At 41.9% G+C, this 17,392-nt stretch carries 13 protein-coding genes; 11 read left to right on the top strand and 2 right to left on the bottom strand.

The genetic code is table 11. The annotated features are described in order from the left end of the window. Nucleotides 1–40 precede the first annotated feature (40 nt). Nucleotides 41–469: an LAGLIDADG family homing endonuclease gene (locus HC179_RS02790; RefSeq protein ID WP_168862935.1), complete on the bottom strand. Its 429-nt coding sequence runs from the start codon at nt 467–469 to the stop codon at nt 41–43. Between the two features lie 121 nt (nt 470–590). Here HC179_RS02790 and HC179_RS02785 point away from each other — a divergent pair, with 121 nt between their 5' ends. Both HC179_RS02785 and HC179_RS02780 read left to right on the top strand, forming a co-directional pair. Then, nucleotides 591–1,322: an SDR family NAD(P)-dependent oxidoreductase gene (locus HC179_RS02785; protein WP_168862939.1), complete on the top strand. Its 732-nt coding sequence runs from the start codon at nt 591–593 to the stop codon at nt 1,320–1,322. Nucleotides 1,323–1,328: 6 nt separating this feature from the next. Further along, entirely contained in the window at nt 1,329–1,637 is a 309-nt protein-coding gene (locus tag HC179_RS02780; protein WP_168862934.1) for a DUF962 domain-containing protein, read from the top strand. Nucleotides 1,638–1,873: 236 nt separating this feature from the next. On the opposite strand, the gene HC179_RS02775 is transcribed toward HC179_RS02780, so the two are convergent. Next, complete coding sequence (locus HC179_RS02775; protein ID WP_168862933.1) at nt 1,874–2,287, bottom strand: VOC family protein; 414 nt, start codon at nt 2,285–2,287, stop codon at nt 1,874–1,876. Nucleotides 2,288–2,470: 183 nt separating this feature from the next. Here HC179_RS02775 and HC179_RS02770 point away from each other — a divergent pair, with 183 nt between their 5' ends. The 9 genes from HC179_RS02770 to HC179_RS02730 all read left to right on the top strand — a co-directional run bounded on the left by HC179_RS02770 (nt 2,471) and on the right by HC179_RS02730 (nt 17,390). Beyond that, entirely contained in the window at nt 2,471–3,226 is a 756-nt protein-coding gene (locus HC179_RS02770) for an alpha/beta hydrolase (RefSeq protein ID WP_168862932.1), read from the top strand. Between the two features lie 11 nt (nt 3,227–3,237). Continuing rightward, nucleotides 3,238–5,430, top strand: coding sequence for an ABC transporter ATP-binding protein (locus HC179_RS02765; protein WP_168862931.1), 2,193 nt, complete (start codon nt 3,238–3,240; stop codon nt 5,428–5,430). Next, on the top strand, nt 5,427–5,921 hold the full coding sequence (locus HC179_RS02760) for a DUF1854 domain-containing protein (protein WP_168862930.1): 495 nt from the start codon (nt 5,427–5,429) through the stop codon (nt 5,919–5,921). Before HC179_RS02765 ends, HC179_RS02760 begins: the two co-directional genes overlap by 4 nt. Before the next feature lie 509 nt (nt 5,922–6,430). Continuing rightward, a complete protein-coding gene (locus tag HC179_RS02755) occupies nt 6,431–7,807 on the top strand; it encodes an ABC transporter substrate-binding protein (RefSeq protein WP_168862929.1) in 1,377 nt (458 codons plus the stop codon). A 34-nt stretch (nt 7,808–7,841) separates the two neighbouring features. Next, a complete protein-coding gene (locus HC179_RS02750; RefSeq protein WP_240948446.1) occupies nt 7,842–10,781 on the top strand; it encodes an extracellular solute-binding protein in 2,940 nt (979 codons plus the stop codon). Further along, on the top strand, nt 10,771–11,664 hold the full coding sequence (locus HC179_RS02745; RefSeq protein ID WP_168862928.1) for a carbohydrate ABC transporter permease: 894 nt from the start codon (nt 10,771–10,773) through the stop codon (nt 11,662–11,664). The genes HC179_RS02750 and HC179_RS02745 overlap by 11 nt, the downstream gene beginning before the upstream one ends. A 550-nt stretch (nt 11,665–12,214) precedes the next feature. Next, a complete protein-coding gene (locus HC179_RS21255) occupies nt 12,215–13,093 on the top strand; it encodes an ABC transporter permease subunit (RefSeq protein WP_168862927.1) in 879 nt (292 codons plus the stop codon). 18 nt (nt 13,094–13,111) lie between these two features. After that, nucleotides 13,112–15,136, top strand: a complete 2,025-nt coding sequence (locus tag HC179_RS02735) for a YIP1 family protein (RefSeq protein WP_168862926.1) — start codon at nt 13,112–13,114, stop codon at nt 15,134–15,136. Continuing rightward, on the top strand, nt 15,129–17,390 hold the full coding sequence (locus tag HC179_RS02730; RefSeq protein WP_168862925.1) for a DUF5696 domain-containing protein: 2,262 nt from the start codon (nt 15,129–15,131) through the stop codon (nt 17,388–17,390). The genes HC179_RS02735 and HC179_RS02730 overlap by 8 nt, the downstream gene beginning before the upstream one ends. Nucleotides 17,391–17,392 lie beyond the last annotated feature (2 nt).

The raw sequence follows: 17,392 nt of genomic DNA, 5'->3' as shown, positions 1-17,392 counted from the left end.
TTAAACACCGCTGTTGATTTCCGCATTAGGCTTCGCTTTCCTAGGGGCGTTTGGGGAGCCTCCTCGGAAAAGCGCCTGCGGGGTCTCCCCTAAACGCTATCTCCCTCAGGAGTCTTCGCCTATTGCTCCAATCAACAGCTAGGTTGCTGCAAAAATCAAAAGTATGCTTTAACAGAGCCTTTTTTAAATTAATTCTTAAGTAAGGATGTATATATTGGAGGATATTAAGTACAACGCTTTTATTTTTAATGCTAAGTGAAAATGAATTTTTGTGAACACTAGGTTTATAATTTTTCTTTCTTGTAATGGAGTCACCAGTTAAAAACTTTACATACTCTAATAATTCTATATCTGTAGAAGCAATAGTTATACAAGGGCGTCTATATTCATTTTTATGTATGTTTGTTAATAGGATGCTGCCTTCTCCATCTATAATACCGGCAAGATACGCAGCTTCATAATCTTTCATTTCTTCACCTTCTTATTCTATAGTTTGTTAATATAAAGGGTATAAGAAAATGTGTATATTAAATTTAGTCTAGGGCTATCAAACAGTGATAAAATTTATACTAAGGAGATTAAAACCTATGATGAATTTCCAAAACAAAACCGTCATCGTCACCGGTGCAGCAAACGGAATAGGAAAAGGGATCGCTTCGTCATATATAAATGCAGGAGCAAATGTAGTGCTTGCAGACATGGATGAAACAGCAGGACAGGCTCTAAAACAGAAGCTTGGGGAAAAAGCTCTTTTCGTAAAAACGGATGTCCGAAAAGAAAATGATATTCAACATCTGTTGACCAAAACCATGGAACACTTCCATCAAATTGATATCCTTATAAATAACGCCGGTGTATCCAGATTCACTCCACTTCAGGACCTGACAGTTGAAGCTTGGGATGATGTCATCAACACGAATCTGCGCAGTGTTTTTATTGCTTCTAAAGAAGCATCAAAGTACATGAAAAATGGCGGCTCTATCGTTAATATCGCCTCCACTAGAGCAACCATGTCAGAACCAAACTCTGAAGCATATGCAGCAACAAAGGGCGGGATTGTAGCGTTGACGCATGCGTTGGCAGCTTCCTTAAGTGAGCTGCATATCACGGTAAATGCTATTTCACCTGGATGGATTCAGAATGAAAATTATGAAGAGCTAAGAGATAAGGACCATGCACAACACATGTCCAATCGGGTCGGAAAACCGGAAGATATTGCAAAGGCGTGCTTGTACCTAACTGACTCTGAAAATAATTTTGTTAACGGCGAAAATATTACGGTGGATGGCGGGATGACGAGAAAGATGATTTATGAGGGATAACCTGATATGAAAGAAAAAGTGAAAAATGATTTGCTATTATATCAACAGGAACATGAGAACCCATGGAATCAGGTTCTGCATTATTTTGCTTTTCTAGCAGCTTTCTTGGCTTGGATCTTTTTATTAATTAATTGGCGGGTCACCATAGTGCTGGCTATATTGCACTATGTTTTTTCTTGGATCGGCCACTTTTACTTTGAGAAGAATAAGCCAGCATCATTTAAGTATCCACTCGTTGGATTTTATGCCGGTTTTAGTTGGTTTTTCTTAAAAACATTTGAGCTAATTTCAGGTAAAAAGATTCTGCCCAAATGAACCTATACGCTTCGAGAACCACCATGGTTCTCGAAGTTTTTCTATAGGTTCTGTTAAACACCACTGTTGATTTCCGCACTAGGCTGCGCTTTCCTAGGGGCGTTTGGGGAGCCTCCTCGGCTTGCGCCTGCGGGGTCTCCCCTAAACGCTATCTCCCTCAGAAGTCTTCGCCTATTGCTCCAATCAACAGCTAGGTTGTTGTAAAAATCAACAGTATGCTTTAAAAGAGCCAAATATTATTGTGGCTTTGTATAGTTCAAATCCCATTTCACACCAAAGGAATCTTGAACGCTTCCATAACGTGCTCCCCAGAAAGTGTCTTGAAGCTCCATCAATACCTTTCCGTTCTCGCTTAGGCGTGCGTAAAGGGTATCAATTTGCTCTTCACTTTCCATCTCTAACATGAGAGAGACATTGCTGCCAATCTCTACTGTCTGACCAGGGAATGAATCGGATGCCATCAGTGTTAGGTTTCCTTTTTCAAAACGCGCGTGCATAACTAGGTTGTCCGCTTCTGGTGGCGTCGGGAAGTCCGCTTCGCCAAAGGTCATGATGCCTGTAATTTCTCCTTCAAAAACCTCTTTATAAAACTCAAGAGCCTGTCTAGCGTTACCGTTAAATGATAAGTAAGGAACAGCTTGGTGCTTCATTTTCAACACTCCTTCTCAATAGGTATGTACTTACTCCCTCATTATAGATAGCTTCAAATAAAAAGTAAAGAACATACGTTCGACAAAGTGGAAATTTGCGAAAAATATTGAAAGCGAATTCACTAACTCGTATAATGAAAAAATCGAAACGTTTCAATAACTCATAAAAGGGAAGTGAGAATCATGGCTAGAATTACATGCGATTTTTTCTCTGAAGCTTTACAATGTTCAACATCCATGACGGTCATTTTGCCGCAGCCGAATTCACAAATAGGCGTATCAACAAAGATGAAACAAAAAAAGCACCCTACGATTTATTTATTGCACGGTCTTTCGGATGACCATACGATTTGGACAAGATTTACTTCCATTGAACGGTATGCCTCTGCGATGGGCTGGGCGATTGTGATGCCTGCTGCGGGAAGAAGTTTTTACACGGACATGGAGCATGGATATGATTTTTACAAATTTGTTAGTGAAGAAGTTCCTACACTTGCTCAAAACTTTTTTCCACTGTCAGATAAGAGAGAGGAAAATTTTATTGCGGGCCTTTCTATGGGCGGTTATGGAGCTTTCAAAGTTGCCATGAGGAATCCTGATAAATTTGCAGCAGCAGCCAGCATGTCAGGTTCTGTTGACATTAATGAACGATTGCCTGCATTCCCGAGGGATTTCAAGTACATATTCGGCGATCGACCTATATTGGGAAGTGAGGATGACCTTTATCATCTTGCTTCACGAATTGGAGAAAAGGCGCCAAGGTTATATCAGTGCTGCGGAACAGAAGATCATAACTACGAGGCAAATATTCGTTTTAGGGATCATGCCATCCAAGCGGGATTAGATCTTACCTTTTCCGATGGTCCCGGTGGCCATGATTGGGGATATTGGGACAAGCACATTGAGGATGTGTTGGCATTTTTTGAACACCAGCTTTAAAGGGGGACTATATGTCGTTTATTGAATCGTGTCATTTTCAGGTACACATAGATGGGGAGTTATTATTTCTAGGAAAGACAGATATGAAGGAAGACGGTCAGTTTGGGGAGAACTGGCTTGCTCATTCTGAAAAGGAAATTCAACTATTGTCTAATCGTGGAGAATTGTTGAAGAAAGTAGAGTTAAGCAATGTTCGTTCCATCAAATTGGAGCGCTTTATCGGGGCCGGTGCGCTAATAATTACTACTCGGGATGAAAAAGTAAATGAGGTTCTTGTCAGATGCTCCTCCTCTTACACGCAGAAATTCTCCATCGCGGAAAAATTTATTAACTGTTTAGTGCAAAATGAGCCAATTCCACAATTGTCAAAAACAGAACAGCCAAGGATTTGTCAGAAGTGTCAACGTCCATTTGAGGACGGTACAGAAGTATGCTCTGTTTGTGTGGACAATAAAAAAGTGATTGGTAGAGTTTTAGATTTCACTAAGCCTTATCGTGGCAAGATGGTGCTTGTCGCTTTGTTCTTACTTGTTGCAACCCTTCTAGAGCTCGCACCTCCTTATTTGACTAAAATTATTGTGGATGATGTGTTAGAGCCAAAGGATTTGGGAAGCTCCTTGATTATCCTGGTAATCCTTCTTGGTGTAACAGGGTTAGTTCTAACTTTAATGCAATTTTTACAAGGTGTTTTGGGAGTTTGGGTTGGAAGCCATATAATGGGCGATATGAGGAAGGAAATCTATGAAAACCTCATGCGCCTCTCTGTCAGTTATTTTGATCGAAGGCAAACCGCACAGTTTATCGCGAGAGTGAATAGTGACGCGGAATCTATCAGGCAGTTCCTAACCGAAGGGGTTCTATATATTGTCGGTCAACTAATGCTTTTACTTGCCATCATGGTCATGATGTTCAGTTTGGATTGGAAGTTGGCGTTATTTGCGTTATTGCCTTCCCCAATTGTTTTACTTTTCTCTATGATTATTTGGCCACGTGTACAGCATCTTTGGTATAAGCAGTGGCAATCCACTAATAAACTGAACATGATTGTCGGCGATACACTTCAAGGGATACGAGTGGTTAAAGCATTTGGTCAGGAAGGACAAGAGCAGGGGCGTTATATGGATGGAAATCGTGCACTTGTAACTCAAACGTTTAAAACGGATGGCCTTTGGCAAGGGGTATTCCCGTTGTTTTCCTTCATTACAGGTTCGGGGATGTTGTTGGTATGGTATTTTGGAGGTTTGTCTGTCATAAGTGAAGATATTACGCTCGGTACCTTGCTTGCATTTGTTGCTTATCTAGGGATGTTTTTTGGTCCGTTGCAGTGGTTCAATCAGATGATCAGTTGGGTGACAAGAGCCATTTCATCGGCTAATCGCATTTTTGAAATTATTGATACGCCTTCTGAGGTTCCTGATAATCGTGATGCTATCGTGTTAGAAAAAATAGAAGGTCATGTTCAAATTGCAGGGGTGACCTTTGGATATGAAAAGCATCAACCCGTCATCAAAAATATTAATCTGGATGTGAAACCTGGTGAAATGATCGGGCTTGTCGGTCATTCAGGAGCTGGTAAATCTACCATAATCAATTTAGTTACTCGCTTTTATGATCCGAATGAAGGAAGGATCTTATTAGATGGCATCGACTTAAAGAATTTAATGCAGGAACAGCTTCACCAGAGTATAGGAGTGGTTTTGCAGGAAACGTTTTTATTTGACGGAACCATATCTGAAAATATTGCCTATTCTAAGCAGGATGCGACACCGGAGGAAATAATGCGAGCCGCTAAAATTGCGAATGCCCATGAGTTTGTGGTGAAGATGTCGGATGGCTACGATACGAAGGTTGGGGAACGGGGACATCGATTATCGGGAGGTCAAAAGCAACGAATTGCTATTGCTAGGGCGATATTGCATGATCCCCGTATTCTTATCCTAGATGAAGCGACGGCTTCCGTTGATACAGAAACGGAAAGAAAGATTCAAGAAGCTATAGCAAGGCTAGTGAAAGGGCGAACTACCTTTGCCATTGCGCATCGCTTATCGACACTGCGTAATGCTGATAGGCTTGTAGTTGTGGATAAAGGCATTATCGCAGAAGTGGGTACACATGAAGAACTGCTTAAAGTAGAGGGAATCTATTATAAACTTGTGGAGGCGCAACGAGAGCTCTCACAAATAAAAGGAGTAGAGGTTGGATGAGTGAAGAATATGATATCGCCTATTTTGACCCACAAGAGATAGAGTTCTTCTACGGGAAGGGTACAACGATGCACTTCAGGCATAAGGGCACGGACTACTCGAATGTAGGTATTTTTCGCACCTTTCCTTTTTCAAAACCATACGAGTATATATCCATTTGGAATGATGATACAGAGCTTGGAGTTATTAAGAGTGTAGATCAATTGGATGGTGAAAGTAAAGCTGTACTGCATAGGGAACTGCATGTTCGCTATGTGGTCCCGGAGGTGAAAAGAATACAGTCCATAAAAGAAGAACCCGGTCTTTGGATCTTTGAACTCCTCACTGACAGAGGACCATTAAAGCTCATGATGAGAAACATACACGAGCACCTAGATATGCTTCCACCCAATCGAATCATCATCACCGATATGGACGGCAAACGGTGCGAAATTACAAATATCAAAGAATTAGACCTACACAGCAGAAAAGAACTATCAAAAGTGATCTAATAAAAGTAATTCCTGTTAAAGTTATCTCTTGAATAAATGACGCTCTCTAGCTGTTGATTGAAGCAAAGGGCGTAGACTCCTTAGGGAGACAGCGGTAGCTTGAGACCCCGCAACGCAGTGAGGAGGCTCAAGCACCGCCCCTAGGAAAGCGAAGCCATTTGCGGAAATCAACAGCGGTGTTTAACAAATACAATATGCAATTATCGAATCGATTCTATCAATGAGAATCGGTTCTTTTTTCTGCTTTTCATAAACATAGAAACATAGGTAATACCTACCAACCCTTAAGAATTAAGACTTTTCAACCAATTCTATTAATCTCCGAAAATATTTCGAAAATAATATTGTAATCGTTTACAAGACAAAGTATAATGACGTTAGTGAAACGTATCAATTGCAGATAAACAGCTAAAAAAGGTTGAGTAATCTCCCTTTTTATTTTTACGAACAAATTGAAACGTTTCGATTAAGGTAAGGTATGATAAAAATTCTTAAGGGGTGTATGGGTAATGAAATTAATGAAACCTTGGATCGCGATTGCCGCTTCGTTCATGCTGGTAGTTGGGTGCAGTAACTCCAACAATGCTTCAACTGACGCGGAGAAAAAAGGTAACAACGAAGATCAAGTAACCATTAAGTTTGCTAGCTGGGCGCTTGGAACAGAAGAAGATCAGAACATCGAGCGCTTAATGATTGCAGAATTTGAAGACAAATATCCTAATATCGATGTGGAAATTGATGAGTCTATCGCAACAGATGATTGGAACAATTCCCTTTCCTCTGCAGCAAGTGCAAATGCAATGCCTGACGTATTCATGGTATCTCAAGTACCAACTGGACTTGCAAATGATTGGTTGTTAGATGTAACCGAATTGGCTGCAGAAGATGAGGACTTTGCAAAAATCCCTGAAGTTGTAACAGATTCTGTTACATACAATGATGCAGTATATGCTATTCCTAGTGCACAGCATTTCCTTGGTTATTTTGTAAATAAAGATTTATACAACCAGGCAAACCTGGATGTTCCTGAATATGGTTTCTCCATAGATGATTTTACGGAATCGGTTCGTTCCGTAACAAACGTGAACAGTGGAGTGGTTGGTTTGAATAATCCATTTGCCATTGTGGACTGGTACCCATCTTCTGTAAACGAAGAGAATGGCTGGTACACATTCAGTGATGATGAGTATCACTTAAACAGTAATGAATTCATTTCTGGTGTTAACCTTACAAGCAACTTCGTAACAAATGGCTACTCTTATGAAAACTTGTCTGATGAGCAAAAAGCTAATTTTAATGGTGAGCATGCAGGTGAAGTATTTGCTGGTGGTGGAATCGGACTATTCTGGGATGGTACATGGGCAGTGGAAAACTTCTCTACTAACCTTGATTTTGATTGGGACTTCGTTGGAACTCCTGGTGGAAGAACGGTTATCGTAAATGATTTCATGGGAATCTCTAAATCTACTAAACACCAAGAAGAAGCATTCCTTTTTGCTAAGTGGATGAGCTTTGGTAAAGAAGGATTCTTGAAGCGTATTGATTTAGCAGTAGAGCATGACAAAGCATTGAACAACCTTCCTGTAACTCAAGATGAAGAAGTATTGGATGCATTCTTCGAAGTTCAGGATATCCCTGGCTTACGTACAGCATATGACAATCTGGCGAATGGAATTGTGGAACCTGTTAAAACAGTACCAGGATTCGTGCAGTCCAGATGGGAAGCACCAACTGGCGTAGCGGTAGGCGATAATCCTAATGCAAACATTGCAGCACTAATTGATGCGAGTATCAGAGGCGAAATCAAGATTGAAGATTATGCAGCACAAATTAATGAATTAGCAAATCAAAAGTACCAAGAGGGCAAAGAAGCGATTGGTCAATAAGATGTATCAACTGTGAAGGGGATGGGGATTAGATATGAAACGTAAAATGATGTTCTGGTCATTAATACTGCTGTTGCTAGTACCAGGCCAATTCGCATTTGCTGATAAAGAGAAGAGCCTTGAGCAGGTGGCAGAACAAGTCATTGAGCCACGCTATCTATCAATCCTTAAGCAGTGGAATGAAGTGGGACAGGGCAACGCGCAAGATTTCAAGCGCGTTGTCACTCCCACTGATTTTTTATCCGTTGATAAGAATAGCTTGCTATCTAGCGGAGAAAGCAAGGAGTATGGCGATCAGGTATATGCTTGGAGAAACAAGGATTCTGTCACAATGGAAGTGGAAGTAGAGGAAGCAGGCTTATATGAACTAGGCTTTGACTATTATCCTCTTGGTGAAGGAATTGTACCGATAGAGGGCTCTATCAAAGTGAACGGGGAATATCCGTATTTTGAGAGCCGCAGGATTACGTTTCCGAAGGACTGGAAAAGTGCAACGAATGAGTTTGAGCAGGACCGCTTTGGGGATGAAATTATTCCGGAACAACTACCGATCGAACAATGGCATTTTATTAAGGCAGAGGATTCTAGTCATCTACAAGCTCGGCCGTTAAAGTTTCAATTAAAAGAAGGAAAAAACACCATCACATTGGAAAATATCCGGGGAGAAATGCTACTTGGAAACATCTATGTAAACGGTGTGGAAACGATCCCTACATATGAACAATATAGAGAGAACCAAGCCGGGGATCTCACAGAAACAAACAGTATCACAATTGAAGCGGAGCACCCGCTGAAGAAGAACAGCTCTTTTATCAGACCTGTGAACAGACAGGATGCATCTGTTGTCCCATATGAGCGTGACAAGCGCCTGTTGAATGCAATTGGCGGAGAGTCATGGCAAACGAGTGGGCAAACGGCTACATGGGAGATGGAAGTAGAGGAAGCAGGCTACTACCAGATTTCCTTTAAAGTATTACAAGAGAAACAATCTGGCTTTCCGGTGTTCCGGACGGTCATGATCAATGGAGAGGTACCTTTTGAAGAAGTAGAAAGCTATTCTTTCCAACAGGAGAAAAACTGGGTAAATGAAACACTTAGCAACGAAGACGGGGAACCATATTATTTTTATCTAGACAAGGGGAAAAACACCCTGACACTCAAAGGTGATGCGTCACCTGTAAATCGCACACTATTCGAAATGGATGAAGTAATGAAGGGCATTGAACAGCTCTCTTTATCTATTAAACGACTGACTGGAAACAACCAAGATCGCTCTCGCGGCTGGAGGATTACGGAGTACATGCCTGAGATAGAAGGGGAGCTTACTTCCTGGGCCGAAAAGCTTGAAGGAGAAAGTGAGTATCTGCTTGAGTTAAGTGATGGAAAAGAATCAGTGGAGATTGTATCGCTCAACATTGCTGTTGAACGGTTAAGGGAGCTTGCAGCAGATCCTGACAAAATTCCGGCACGACTGACTCAGCTTTCAGAAGGCTCAAGCTCTGTCGCACAGCTTCTTGGAAATGCAACACTGGATTTGAAAAAACAGCCATTGATAATGGATCGAATATATATTCACGGTGACGAAACGTTACCAAAACCAGAACTTGGATTTTTTGCAAAAACAAAAGAATCTGTTTTGAAATTCTTCCACTCGTTCCAGTCTAATACGTTAGCAACGGAAAAGGTGGACGATGATGTAGTAGATGTCTGGGTGAACAGACCACGTCACTATGTAGAATTGATGCAAAATATGGTGGATCAGAACTTTACCCCTCAAACAGGAATAAAAGTGAGATTTTCCATCATGCCTTCCGAACAAAAATTGATTTTAGCCAATGCTGCCAACAGCCAGCCGGACCTTGCGCTTGGAATCAGTAGCTGGCTGCCATATGAACTCGCTATTCGTGGAGCGGCCTATGACTTAAGGGAGTTTGACGATTTCGATGAAACACTTGCTCACTTCTCTCCTGGGGCATTACTGCCAATGATTATTGACGATGAGGTTTATGGATTACCGGAAACGCAGGATTTCTTTGTTCAGTTTTACAGAAAAGATATATTAAATGCTCTTGAAGTACCTGTTCCTGAAACGTGGGAGGATGTAGTAGATGTCTTGCCGGAGCTTCAACGCTTTGGATTGAATTACTACACACCTATCGCTGGTGCTGTTGCTTTCAAACCGTTCCAGGCAACGTCTCCATTTATTTATCAACATCAAGGGGACTTGTATAAAGAGGATGGCATGGGAACGACAATTGACAGTGATGAAACAGTCCGCGGCATTCAGCTTATGACGGATTTGAATACAATCTACAGCACGCCGCTTCAGGTGCCGAATTTCTATAATCACTTCCGCTATTCCACCTTACCGATCGGTGTGTCTAATTTCCAGACTTATGTAGAGCTTACATCTGCAGCACCGGAAATCTCTGGCTGGTGGGACATTTCCCTTCATCCTGGAGTGGAAAATGAGGACGGAGAAGTGGAAAGATGGGCAACGGGTTCTGGACAGGCCGGCATGATTTTTAACGGCAGCAAGAATAAGGACGAAGCTTGGGAAGTGCTGAAATGGTGGATGTCCACAGAAACACAGACGGACTTTGCCACCACCTTGCAAATCATGTATGGACCTTCTTACATGTGGAATACCGCAAATCTTGACGCCTTTAAGCAATTACCGTGGCCAGAAGAACATAAAGAAGTCATCTTAGAACAATGGGAACATTTACGTGAAGTACCGAAAACGCCATATACCTATATGGTAGAGCGTGAGATTAGTAATGTTTGGAACCGTGTGGTCTTTGACGGGGAAAATACCCGATCAGCTGTAGACGATGCGGTGGTAACCATTGACCGTGAAATGAGGCGGAAGATGGAGGAGTTCGGATATATGAAAGATGGCAAAATCGTAAAAACCTATCCGATCCCGACAATCGAACAAGTAGAAAGCTGGGTGGAAGAAAATGAGGAGTAGCCTTCAAAAGCATGCAAGTACATCAATCTTTCTTGCACCATATTTAATCTTTTTCTTTACCTTTATCATCATTCCGGTGGTAGTGGCCATTCTCTTATCATTCACGTACTTCAATGCAATTGAGATGCCGAGCTTCATCGGGCTTGCCAACTATGTGAGCGTGCTAACACAAGATGAAGTCTTCATGCAGCGCGTCTTGCCTAATACGTTGATGTTTGCAGTCATTGTCGGGCCGGGTGGATATATTTTATCCTTCCTGCTTGCTTGGATGCTGGCACAAATCTCCAAAGGGCCGCGAACGGTATTGGCGCTTATCATCTATTCCCCATCCATGACAGCCGGCATTGCAATGGCAGTTGTGTGGACCATCATTTTCAGTGGGGATCAGACTGGCTATTTAAACAGTCTTTTAATCACAATCGGTGTCATCTTGGAGCCTGTTCAATGGCTGCAATCACCAGATCACTTAATGACGATCATGATTGTTGTTACCCTTTGGGGGAGCATGGGAGTAGGGTTCCTTGCGATGTTATCAGGTGTCTTGAACATCAATAAGGAAATCTATGAAGCTGGTTATATTGACGGCATTAAAAATAGATTCCAAGAAATCATTTTTATCACCATTCCATCGATGAAACCGCAGATGCTTTTTGGAGCAGTAATGGCTGTAGTCGGGACATTCCAGGCCGGTGCAATCGGGGTCGCCTTATCCGGTGCCAACCCAACGCCTCAATATGCAGGTCAGTTAATGGTTAACCATTTAGAAGACTATGGATTTATCCGTTACGAAATGGGATATGCAGCAGCAATATCGGTTCTATTACTACTATTCGTCTATATCTTTTCAAAAGTTGCCTGGCGTTTATTCGGAGAAAAAGACTAAATGGCGATGGTTGTTTTCTAGGGAAAAGTTAATAATTGGATTGGAGCGGAAGTCACTTGACTCAAATCCACTGGAAAACTGAATTATTATGTGCCTAGAGAATTCCTAGCTGTGGATTGGAGCAAAAGGCGAAGACTCCTGAGGGAGATAGCGGTAGCTTGAGACCCCGCAACGGAGGAGGCCACTGAAAAACCCAATACCCTATCTTTTGGGTAAATTATAGCTGTGGATTGGAGCAAAAGGCGGAGACTCCTACGGGGGAGAAGCGACATTGTTGAGACCCCGCAGGGCGTAGCCCGAGGAGGCTCAAGGTCGCCCCGTGGAAAGCGAAGCCGTTTGCGGAAATCAACAGCGGTGTCTGAACAAAATCTAAATTCAAGGACTTTTTCAGTGGCCACCAACGAAGTGAGGATGCTCAAGCATCGCCCCTAGGAAAGCGAAGCGATTTGCGGAAATCAACAGCGGTGTCTAAACAACATGTTAAATCAGATTAACAATCTTTAAGAAAACATCCAAGCCTATAAAACTTCTAATGTAGGGAGTGAATGATGTGTCGGCATTCCATGGAACGAAAATCAATCCAGACCGTTTTCACAAAAGCCAATTAAAGTTCTATGCATTTCTAATACCGCTCGCCATCTTTATGGCTATGCCCATCGTCTTTGTCTTTTCTCACGCCTTCAAGCCGATCGATGAGCTATTCGCTTATCCACCGCGCTTTTTTGTGCAAAAGCCGACGATGCAAAACTTCATTGATTTAATGAATAACACTAGCACATCGGGAGTCCCGATGTCCCGTTACTTATTTAATAGTATTTCCATTACCCTCATCGTCGTATTTGTAACGGTCTTAATCAGTACAATGGCAGGGTATGCTTTATCGAAAAAACGATTCAGATTAAAGAAAACCATCTTTGAAATCAACACACTTGCATTAATGTTCGTTTCAGCGGCAGTAGTGATTCCGCGTTATCTTTTAATCGAAAAAGTGGGACTGTTGGACACGTTCCTAGTTCATATTTTCCCGCTGATTGCGATGCCGATCGGGCTTTTTCTAGTAAAACAATTTATTGATCAAATACCGAACGAATTAATAGAAGCGGCCCAAATGGACGGGGCGACGGACTATCAAATTTTCCGGAAAATCATCATTCCGCTAGTAAAACCGGCCATAGCGACCATTGCAATATTATCGTTCCAACTTGTTTGGAATAACACGGAAACTTCGACATTGTTTGTTGATAATGAAAATTTGAAGACCTTTGCCTTTTACATGTCGACTTTAACTTCGACCTCCACTGGTAACACCGTAGCGGGTCAAGGAATGGCGGCAGCGGCATCTTTAATTATGTTCATTCCAAATTTAATCATCTTTATCATCTTACAAAGTCAAGTAATGAATACGATGGCACATTCAGGAATCAAGTAGAAGGGGGAGAAAAAGAGTATGAAGCGCATTTTCATTGGCTTATTGACTGTATGGTTAATCCTCCTTTCTCCTTTGCAATCTTTTGCAGCCCTGTCTGTACCATATAATACAGAGACGGTATCAACAGAAGGGGATATCATTGAAACGCAGACCGCCTATATTCCGGTGGGGCTTTTCGGAAGTACGAGTGATATAGTCAATCCGGAAGATGTCTATATCGATCAGAACAACGATGTATATGTAGCTGATTCCGGTACGAAGAAAATCACCAAGTTTGATGAGAATGGCAGAAAGCTGTTAGAAGTCGGAGAAGGAATCCTGCAAATGCCGACTGGGGTTTTTGTGGATGAAGCACAGCAAATTTATGTAGCGGATTATACAAATGAAAAAGTCTACCGCTTTTCTAAAGAAGGGGAAATGCTTCAAGAATACGGCAGACCAGATTCTCCTCTTTTTGGGACAAGAACTCCGTATAAGCCACAGAAGATTACTGTGGACAAACGAGGCAACCTCTACATTATCGGTGAGGGTTCGACAAATGGCATCATCCAAGTTGGCCAGGATGGTACATTTCTCGGATTCTTCGGAGTAAACCGCACAAGACCATCGTTAATGTCTGTGGTACAGGATGCCCTGACAACAGATCAGCAGCGTTCCAGCATGTTTTTAAAAGTGCCTCCAGCGCCTACTAACATTGCGATTGATGAAAAAGGACTTGTATACACCATTACAGCGGGTACTAGCTTTGAAGTCATACGGAAGCTGAACATTGCAGGTGGGAACATACTATCACCGTACATTTCCGAGATTACTAATCTTCAGGATATAGCAATGGGCCCCCTTGGGAATTTCTTTACTTTAGCTAAAGATGGAAGAATCTACGAGTATGATAGTTTCGGAAATCTGCTGTTTATTTTTGGCGGTAAAGACGATGGAACAAACCGCCTGGGATTGTTTATGGATCCTTCAGGAGTTGCAACAGATAACCTCGGTAGGGTTTTTGTTACAGACCGTGAACGCGGAACAGTTCAAGTACTGGAACCAACAGCTTTTGCAGAAATGCTTCATGGCGGGATCTCCCTCTATGCTCAAGGGCTTTACATAGAGAGTGAGCAATATTGGAGCGAAGTATTGCGTATGAATTCTTCCATTGGCCTTGCCCATAACGCCATGGGGGAAGCATATTACAAGCAGCAGGAATATGAAAAGGCTTTAGAATCATTTGAACTGGTAGGGAATGTAGCAGGATATTCCGACTCCTTCTGGGAGATCAGGAACCAGTGGATGAATAAGAATTTAAGCACTGTTTTTGCCATCTTAATCGGATTATTTGCTGTCAGGGCGACCTTGCTTTTTGCAGATAAAAAGAAAGGGATCCTAGCGCCGGCAAGGAAAAAATGGCAGGCATTTAAAAATAAGAAACTATTAAGTGAGCTATTATTCTTAGGGGAGTTTTTACGACATCCGATCGATAGCTTCTATTATATTAAAAGACAAAGAAGGGTCAGCGTATTATCAGCCACCATTCTTTACGTTATCTTGTATGCCGAATTCTTGTTCATGAAGTACTTCACAGGCTTCATTTTCAGGGGTGGTATTACTTTAGAGCAAATTAATTTCGGTATGGAATTCATTCTCTTATTCCTGCCAATCATTCTTTTCATCATTTCCAACTATCTAGTGAGTACGATTAACGATGGAGAAGGAAGGTTCTCGGATATTTATATTGGGACGATTTATTCGTTGGCACCGATCATTGTGCTCTTGGTTCCGATTACGCTCATGTCGAATGTGCTAACACTCAATGAATACTTCTTATATGTTTTCTTTATGCAAGTGATGATGGGATGGTCGTTAATTATCTTGTTCATCATGATAAAAGAAATTCATGCCTTTGAATTTTGGGGGACGGTACGAAATATCTTTACGACAATTTTCTGTATGCTCATCATTGTGTTGGTATGCTTCATTATCTACGTATTGATGGATCAGGTTATTGATTTTGTAACAGCAATCATTCAGGAGGTGATTCTCCGTGTTTAAAAAAATTCTGCTTGGGATGCTTATCGCCATTCTTCCGGTATCAGTATTCGCTGAATCATTAACCTCAAAGGAAGAACTAGAAGACATCGAAGTCGAAACAGAGATCGGAGAAGAGACGCTCCGCTTTGATTCCAATCAGTTCACCCAGCCAGAGGGTGAAAACAAACCTCTGCCAGAAGGAAACCTTGAGCGCTTTACAAAGGTAACAGAGAACGACAAGCTTGCGCTATATGTGCAAGAAGCGTCTCTGGCAATAAAAATTCAAAACAAAGAAACGGGATATATCTGGCATTCTGGTGTTGATAATGCGGAGAATTACCGCTTAAACAATACATGGACAGATATGGTGCAATCCGCGATCACCATTGATTACTTGGATCGACGCGGAAACATCAAGACGGAAAGCATACTGACAGAAGAAACGAAATCGAGCATTCAAATGAACGACGATGGCTTTACTGCAGAAATAGATTTCCGTGGTTCCAGCATTGAAGTAGTGCTGAACGTAACACTGGAAGACGAAAACATTGTCATTGAAGTGCCGAGTGAAGGTGTACAAGATGGCACCTACAATAAGATAGTGGCGATGAAAGTCTATCCTTTCCTTGGTGCCGCACATATGGATGATATCACCGGGTATTTGTTTATTCCTGACGGAAGCGGGGCGCTCATGCGTTTTGAAAAGAGTGCTTTCCGTTCTGATACACCATTTATCGGTGCCATTTATGGCGAAGATGAAGGATTTACAAGACCGCAAAGCACAGAAGATGATTACACCTACCCTGCACAAAAGATTTCCGTACCTGTATACGGTGCAGTACATGGTGTAAAACAAAATGCCTTCATCACATCCATCGAGGAAGGTCAAAGCTATGGACGGGTTCTTGCTTACCCGTCTGGTGCATCTACTGATTTCTTTTGGGTAACATCTGACTATCAATATCGATTTAATTATTTTCAGCCGACAAGTAAGAGCATGGGAGGCTTTAACGTCTACCAAGAAGAAAAAAACAATTTCAATATCAAACAGAAAGTCATGTTTTTATCTGATGAAGAAGCAGATTATGTCGGAATGGCGAACAGATATCAGCAGCATTTAGAGGATAAAGGCACTCTTTCTAGCAACAAGGAAGATAAGGTAGATCTTCGCCTGGAGCTTTTAGGCGGCGAAACGAAAAAAGGCTTGATTTGGAATTCCGTGGAGCAAATGACAGAAATTCAAGACATCCCTCGTTTTGTTGAAGAGCTAGAGCAAAACGATGTGGATAATCTGCATGTCGTGTTAAGAGGATGGACAAAAGGCGGTCTGACGGGAACACTGCCACAAAAGTTTCCGTTAGAGAAGAAGGTTGGCAGTAAAGGGGAGTTGGAGGAAACAATCCAAAAGTTAGAGGAAAAAAACATTCCTTTCTATCTGCACACAGACTTCACGACTGCATTTGACGGCGCATCCGGCTTTTCCGGTAGCAAAGATGTATCTAAGAAAATTAACGGCCAGCCGATGACGCAAAGTCAATTTGGCTATAGTAGTTATTATCTCAGTCCTGCGAAATCGCTTGAAATTGCCAAAAAAGATGCAGCTGATTTCAAGGATCATGGGGTAGGAAATATAGCAGTTGAAACGACTGCAAGCAAACTATTCTCTGACTTTAATAAAGGCATGACGTCTTCAAGGGCAGAGATGATTGAATTGAATCAAGAACTGTTTGCTCACTATCAGGAGCAAGGTATTGACTTATCCCTATATCGTCCGAACGACTACGCTTGGGGCTATATGGACAAGTACTTGGATATGCCTATGTACTCCTCCAACTATATGTTTGTAACAGACACCGTTCCGTTCTTACAAATCGTCTTGAAGGGATACACGCCTTATTATGCGACCTTCTCCAACTTCTCTCATAATCCAACGGAAGAAGTGCTGAGAATGATCGAGTTTGGTGCTTATCCATCCTTTTATCTGACCAGGGAGTCGGCACAGCTATTAATGAAAACTCCATCAAGAGGTTTGTACACCTCAGAGTTTGCTAGTTGGAAAGAGGAGTTGATCAGTCAATACAGTCAAGTGAAAGAAAGTCTTGGAAAAGTAGAGAACAGCTCGATTGTCGATCGGATTGTCCATCAAAAAGGGGTATCTGAAGTCGTCTATGCAAATGGTGTATCCATTATCGTTAACTACACGGATTCAGACGTTACCATTGACGGAACAGCGGTCGCAGCAACGTCATTTAGCATTAAAGAAGGGGGGAATTAAGC

This window comes from Bacillus sp. RO1 (genome assembly GCF_012524115.1).
GTDB lineage: Bacteria > Bacillota > Bacilli > Bacillales > Bacillaceae_I > Sutcliffiella_A.
This window is presented reverse-complemented; position numbering and strand designations above follow the sequence as displayed.

Excerpts from the sequence above, each read along its gene's own strand:
- HC179_RS02770 (WP_168862932.1), top strand. The coding sequence starts at position 2,471 with ATGGCTAGAATTACATGCGATTTTTTCTCTGAAGCTTTACAATGTTCA.
- HC179_RS02785 (WP_168862939.1), top strand. The coding sequence starts at position 591 with ATGAATTTCCAAAACAAAACCGTCATCGTCACCGGTGCAGCAAACGGA.
- HC179_RS02765 (WP_168862931.1), top strand. The coding sequence starts at position 3,238 with ATGTCGTTTATTGAATCGTGTCATTTTCAGGTACACATAGATGGGGAG.
- HC179_RS02755 (WP_168862929.1), top strand. The coding sequence starts at position 6,431 with ATGAAATTAATGAAACCTTGGATCGCGATTGCCGCTTCGTTCATGCTG.
- HC179_RS02735 (WP_168862926.1), top strand. The coding sequence starts at position 13,112 with ATGAAGCGCATTTTCATTGGCTTATTGACTGTATGGTTAATCCTCCTT.
- HC179_RS02780 (WP_168862934.1), top strand. The coding sequence starts at position 1,329 with ATGAAAGAAAAAGTGAAAAATGATTTGCTATTATATCAACAGGAACAT.
- HC179_RS02775 (WP_168862933.1), bottom strand. The coding sequence starts at position 2,287 with ATGAAGCACCAAGCTGTTCCTTACTTATCATTTAACGGTAACGCTAGA.
- HC179_RS02745 (WP_168862928.1), top strand. The coding sequence starts at position 10,771 with ATGAGGAGTAGCCTTCAAAAGCATGCAAGTACATCAATCTTTCTTGCA.
- HC179_RS02790 (WP_168862935.1), bottom strand. The coding sequence starts at position 469 with ATGAAAGATTATGAAGCTGCGTATCTTGCCGGTATTATAGATGGAGAA.
- HC179_RS02750 (WP_240948446.1), top strand. The coding sequence starts at position 7,842 with ATGAAACGTAAAATGATGTTCTGGTCATTAATACTGCTGTTGCTAGTA.
- HC179_RS02760 (WP_168862930.1), top strand. The coding sequence starts at position 5,427 with ATGAGTGAAGAATATGATATCGCCTATTTTGACCCACAAGAGATAGAG.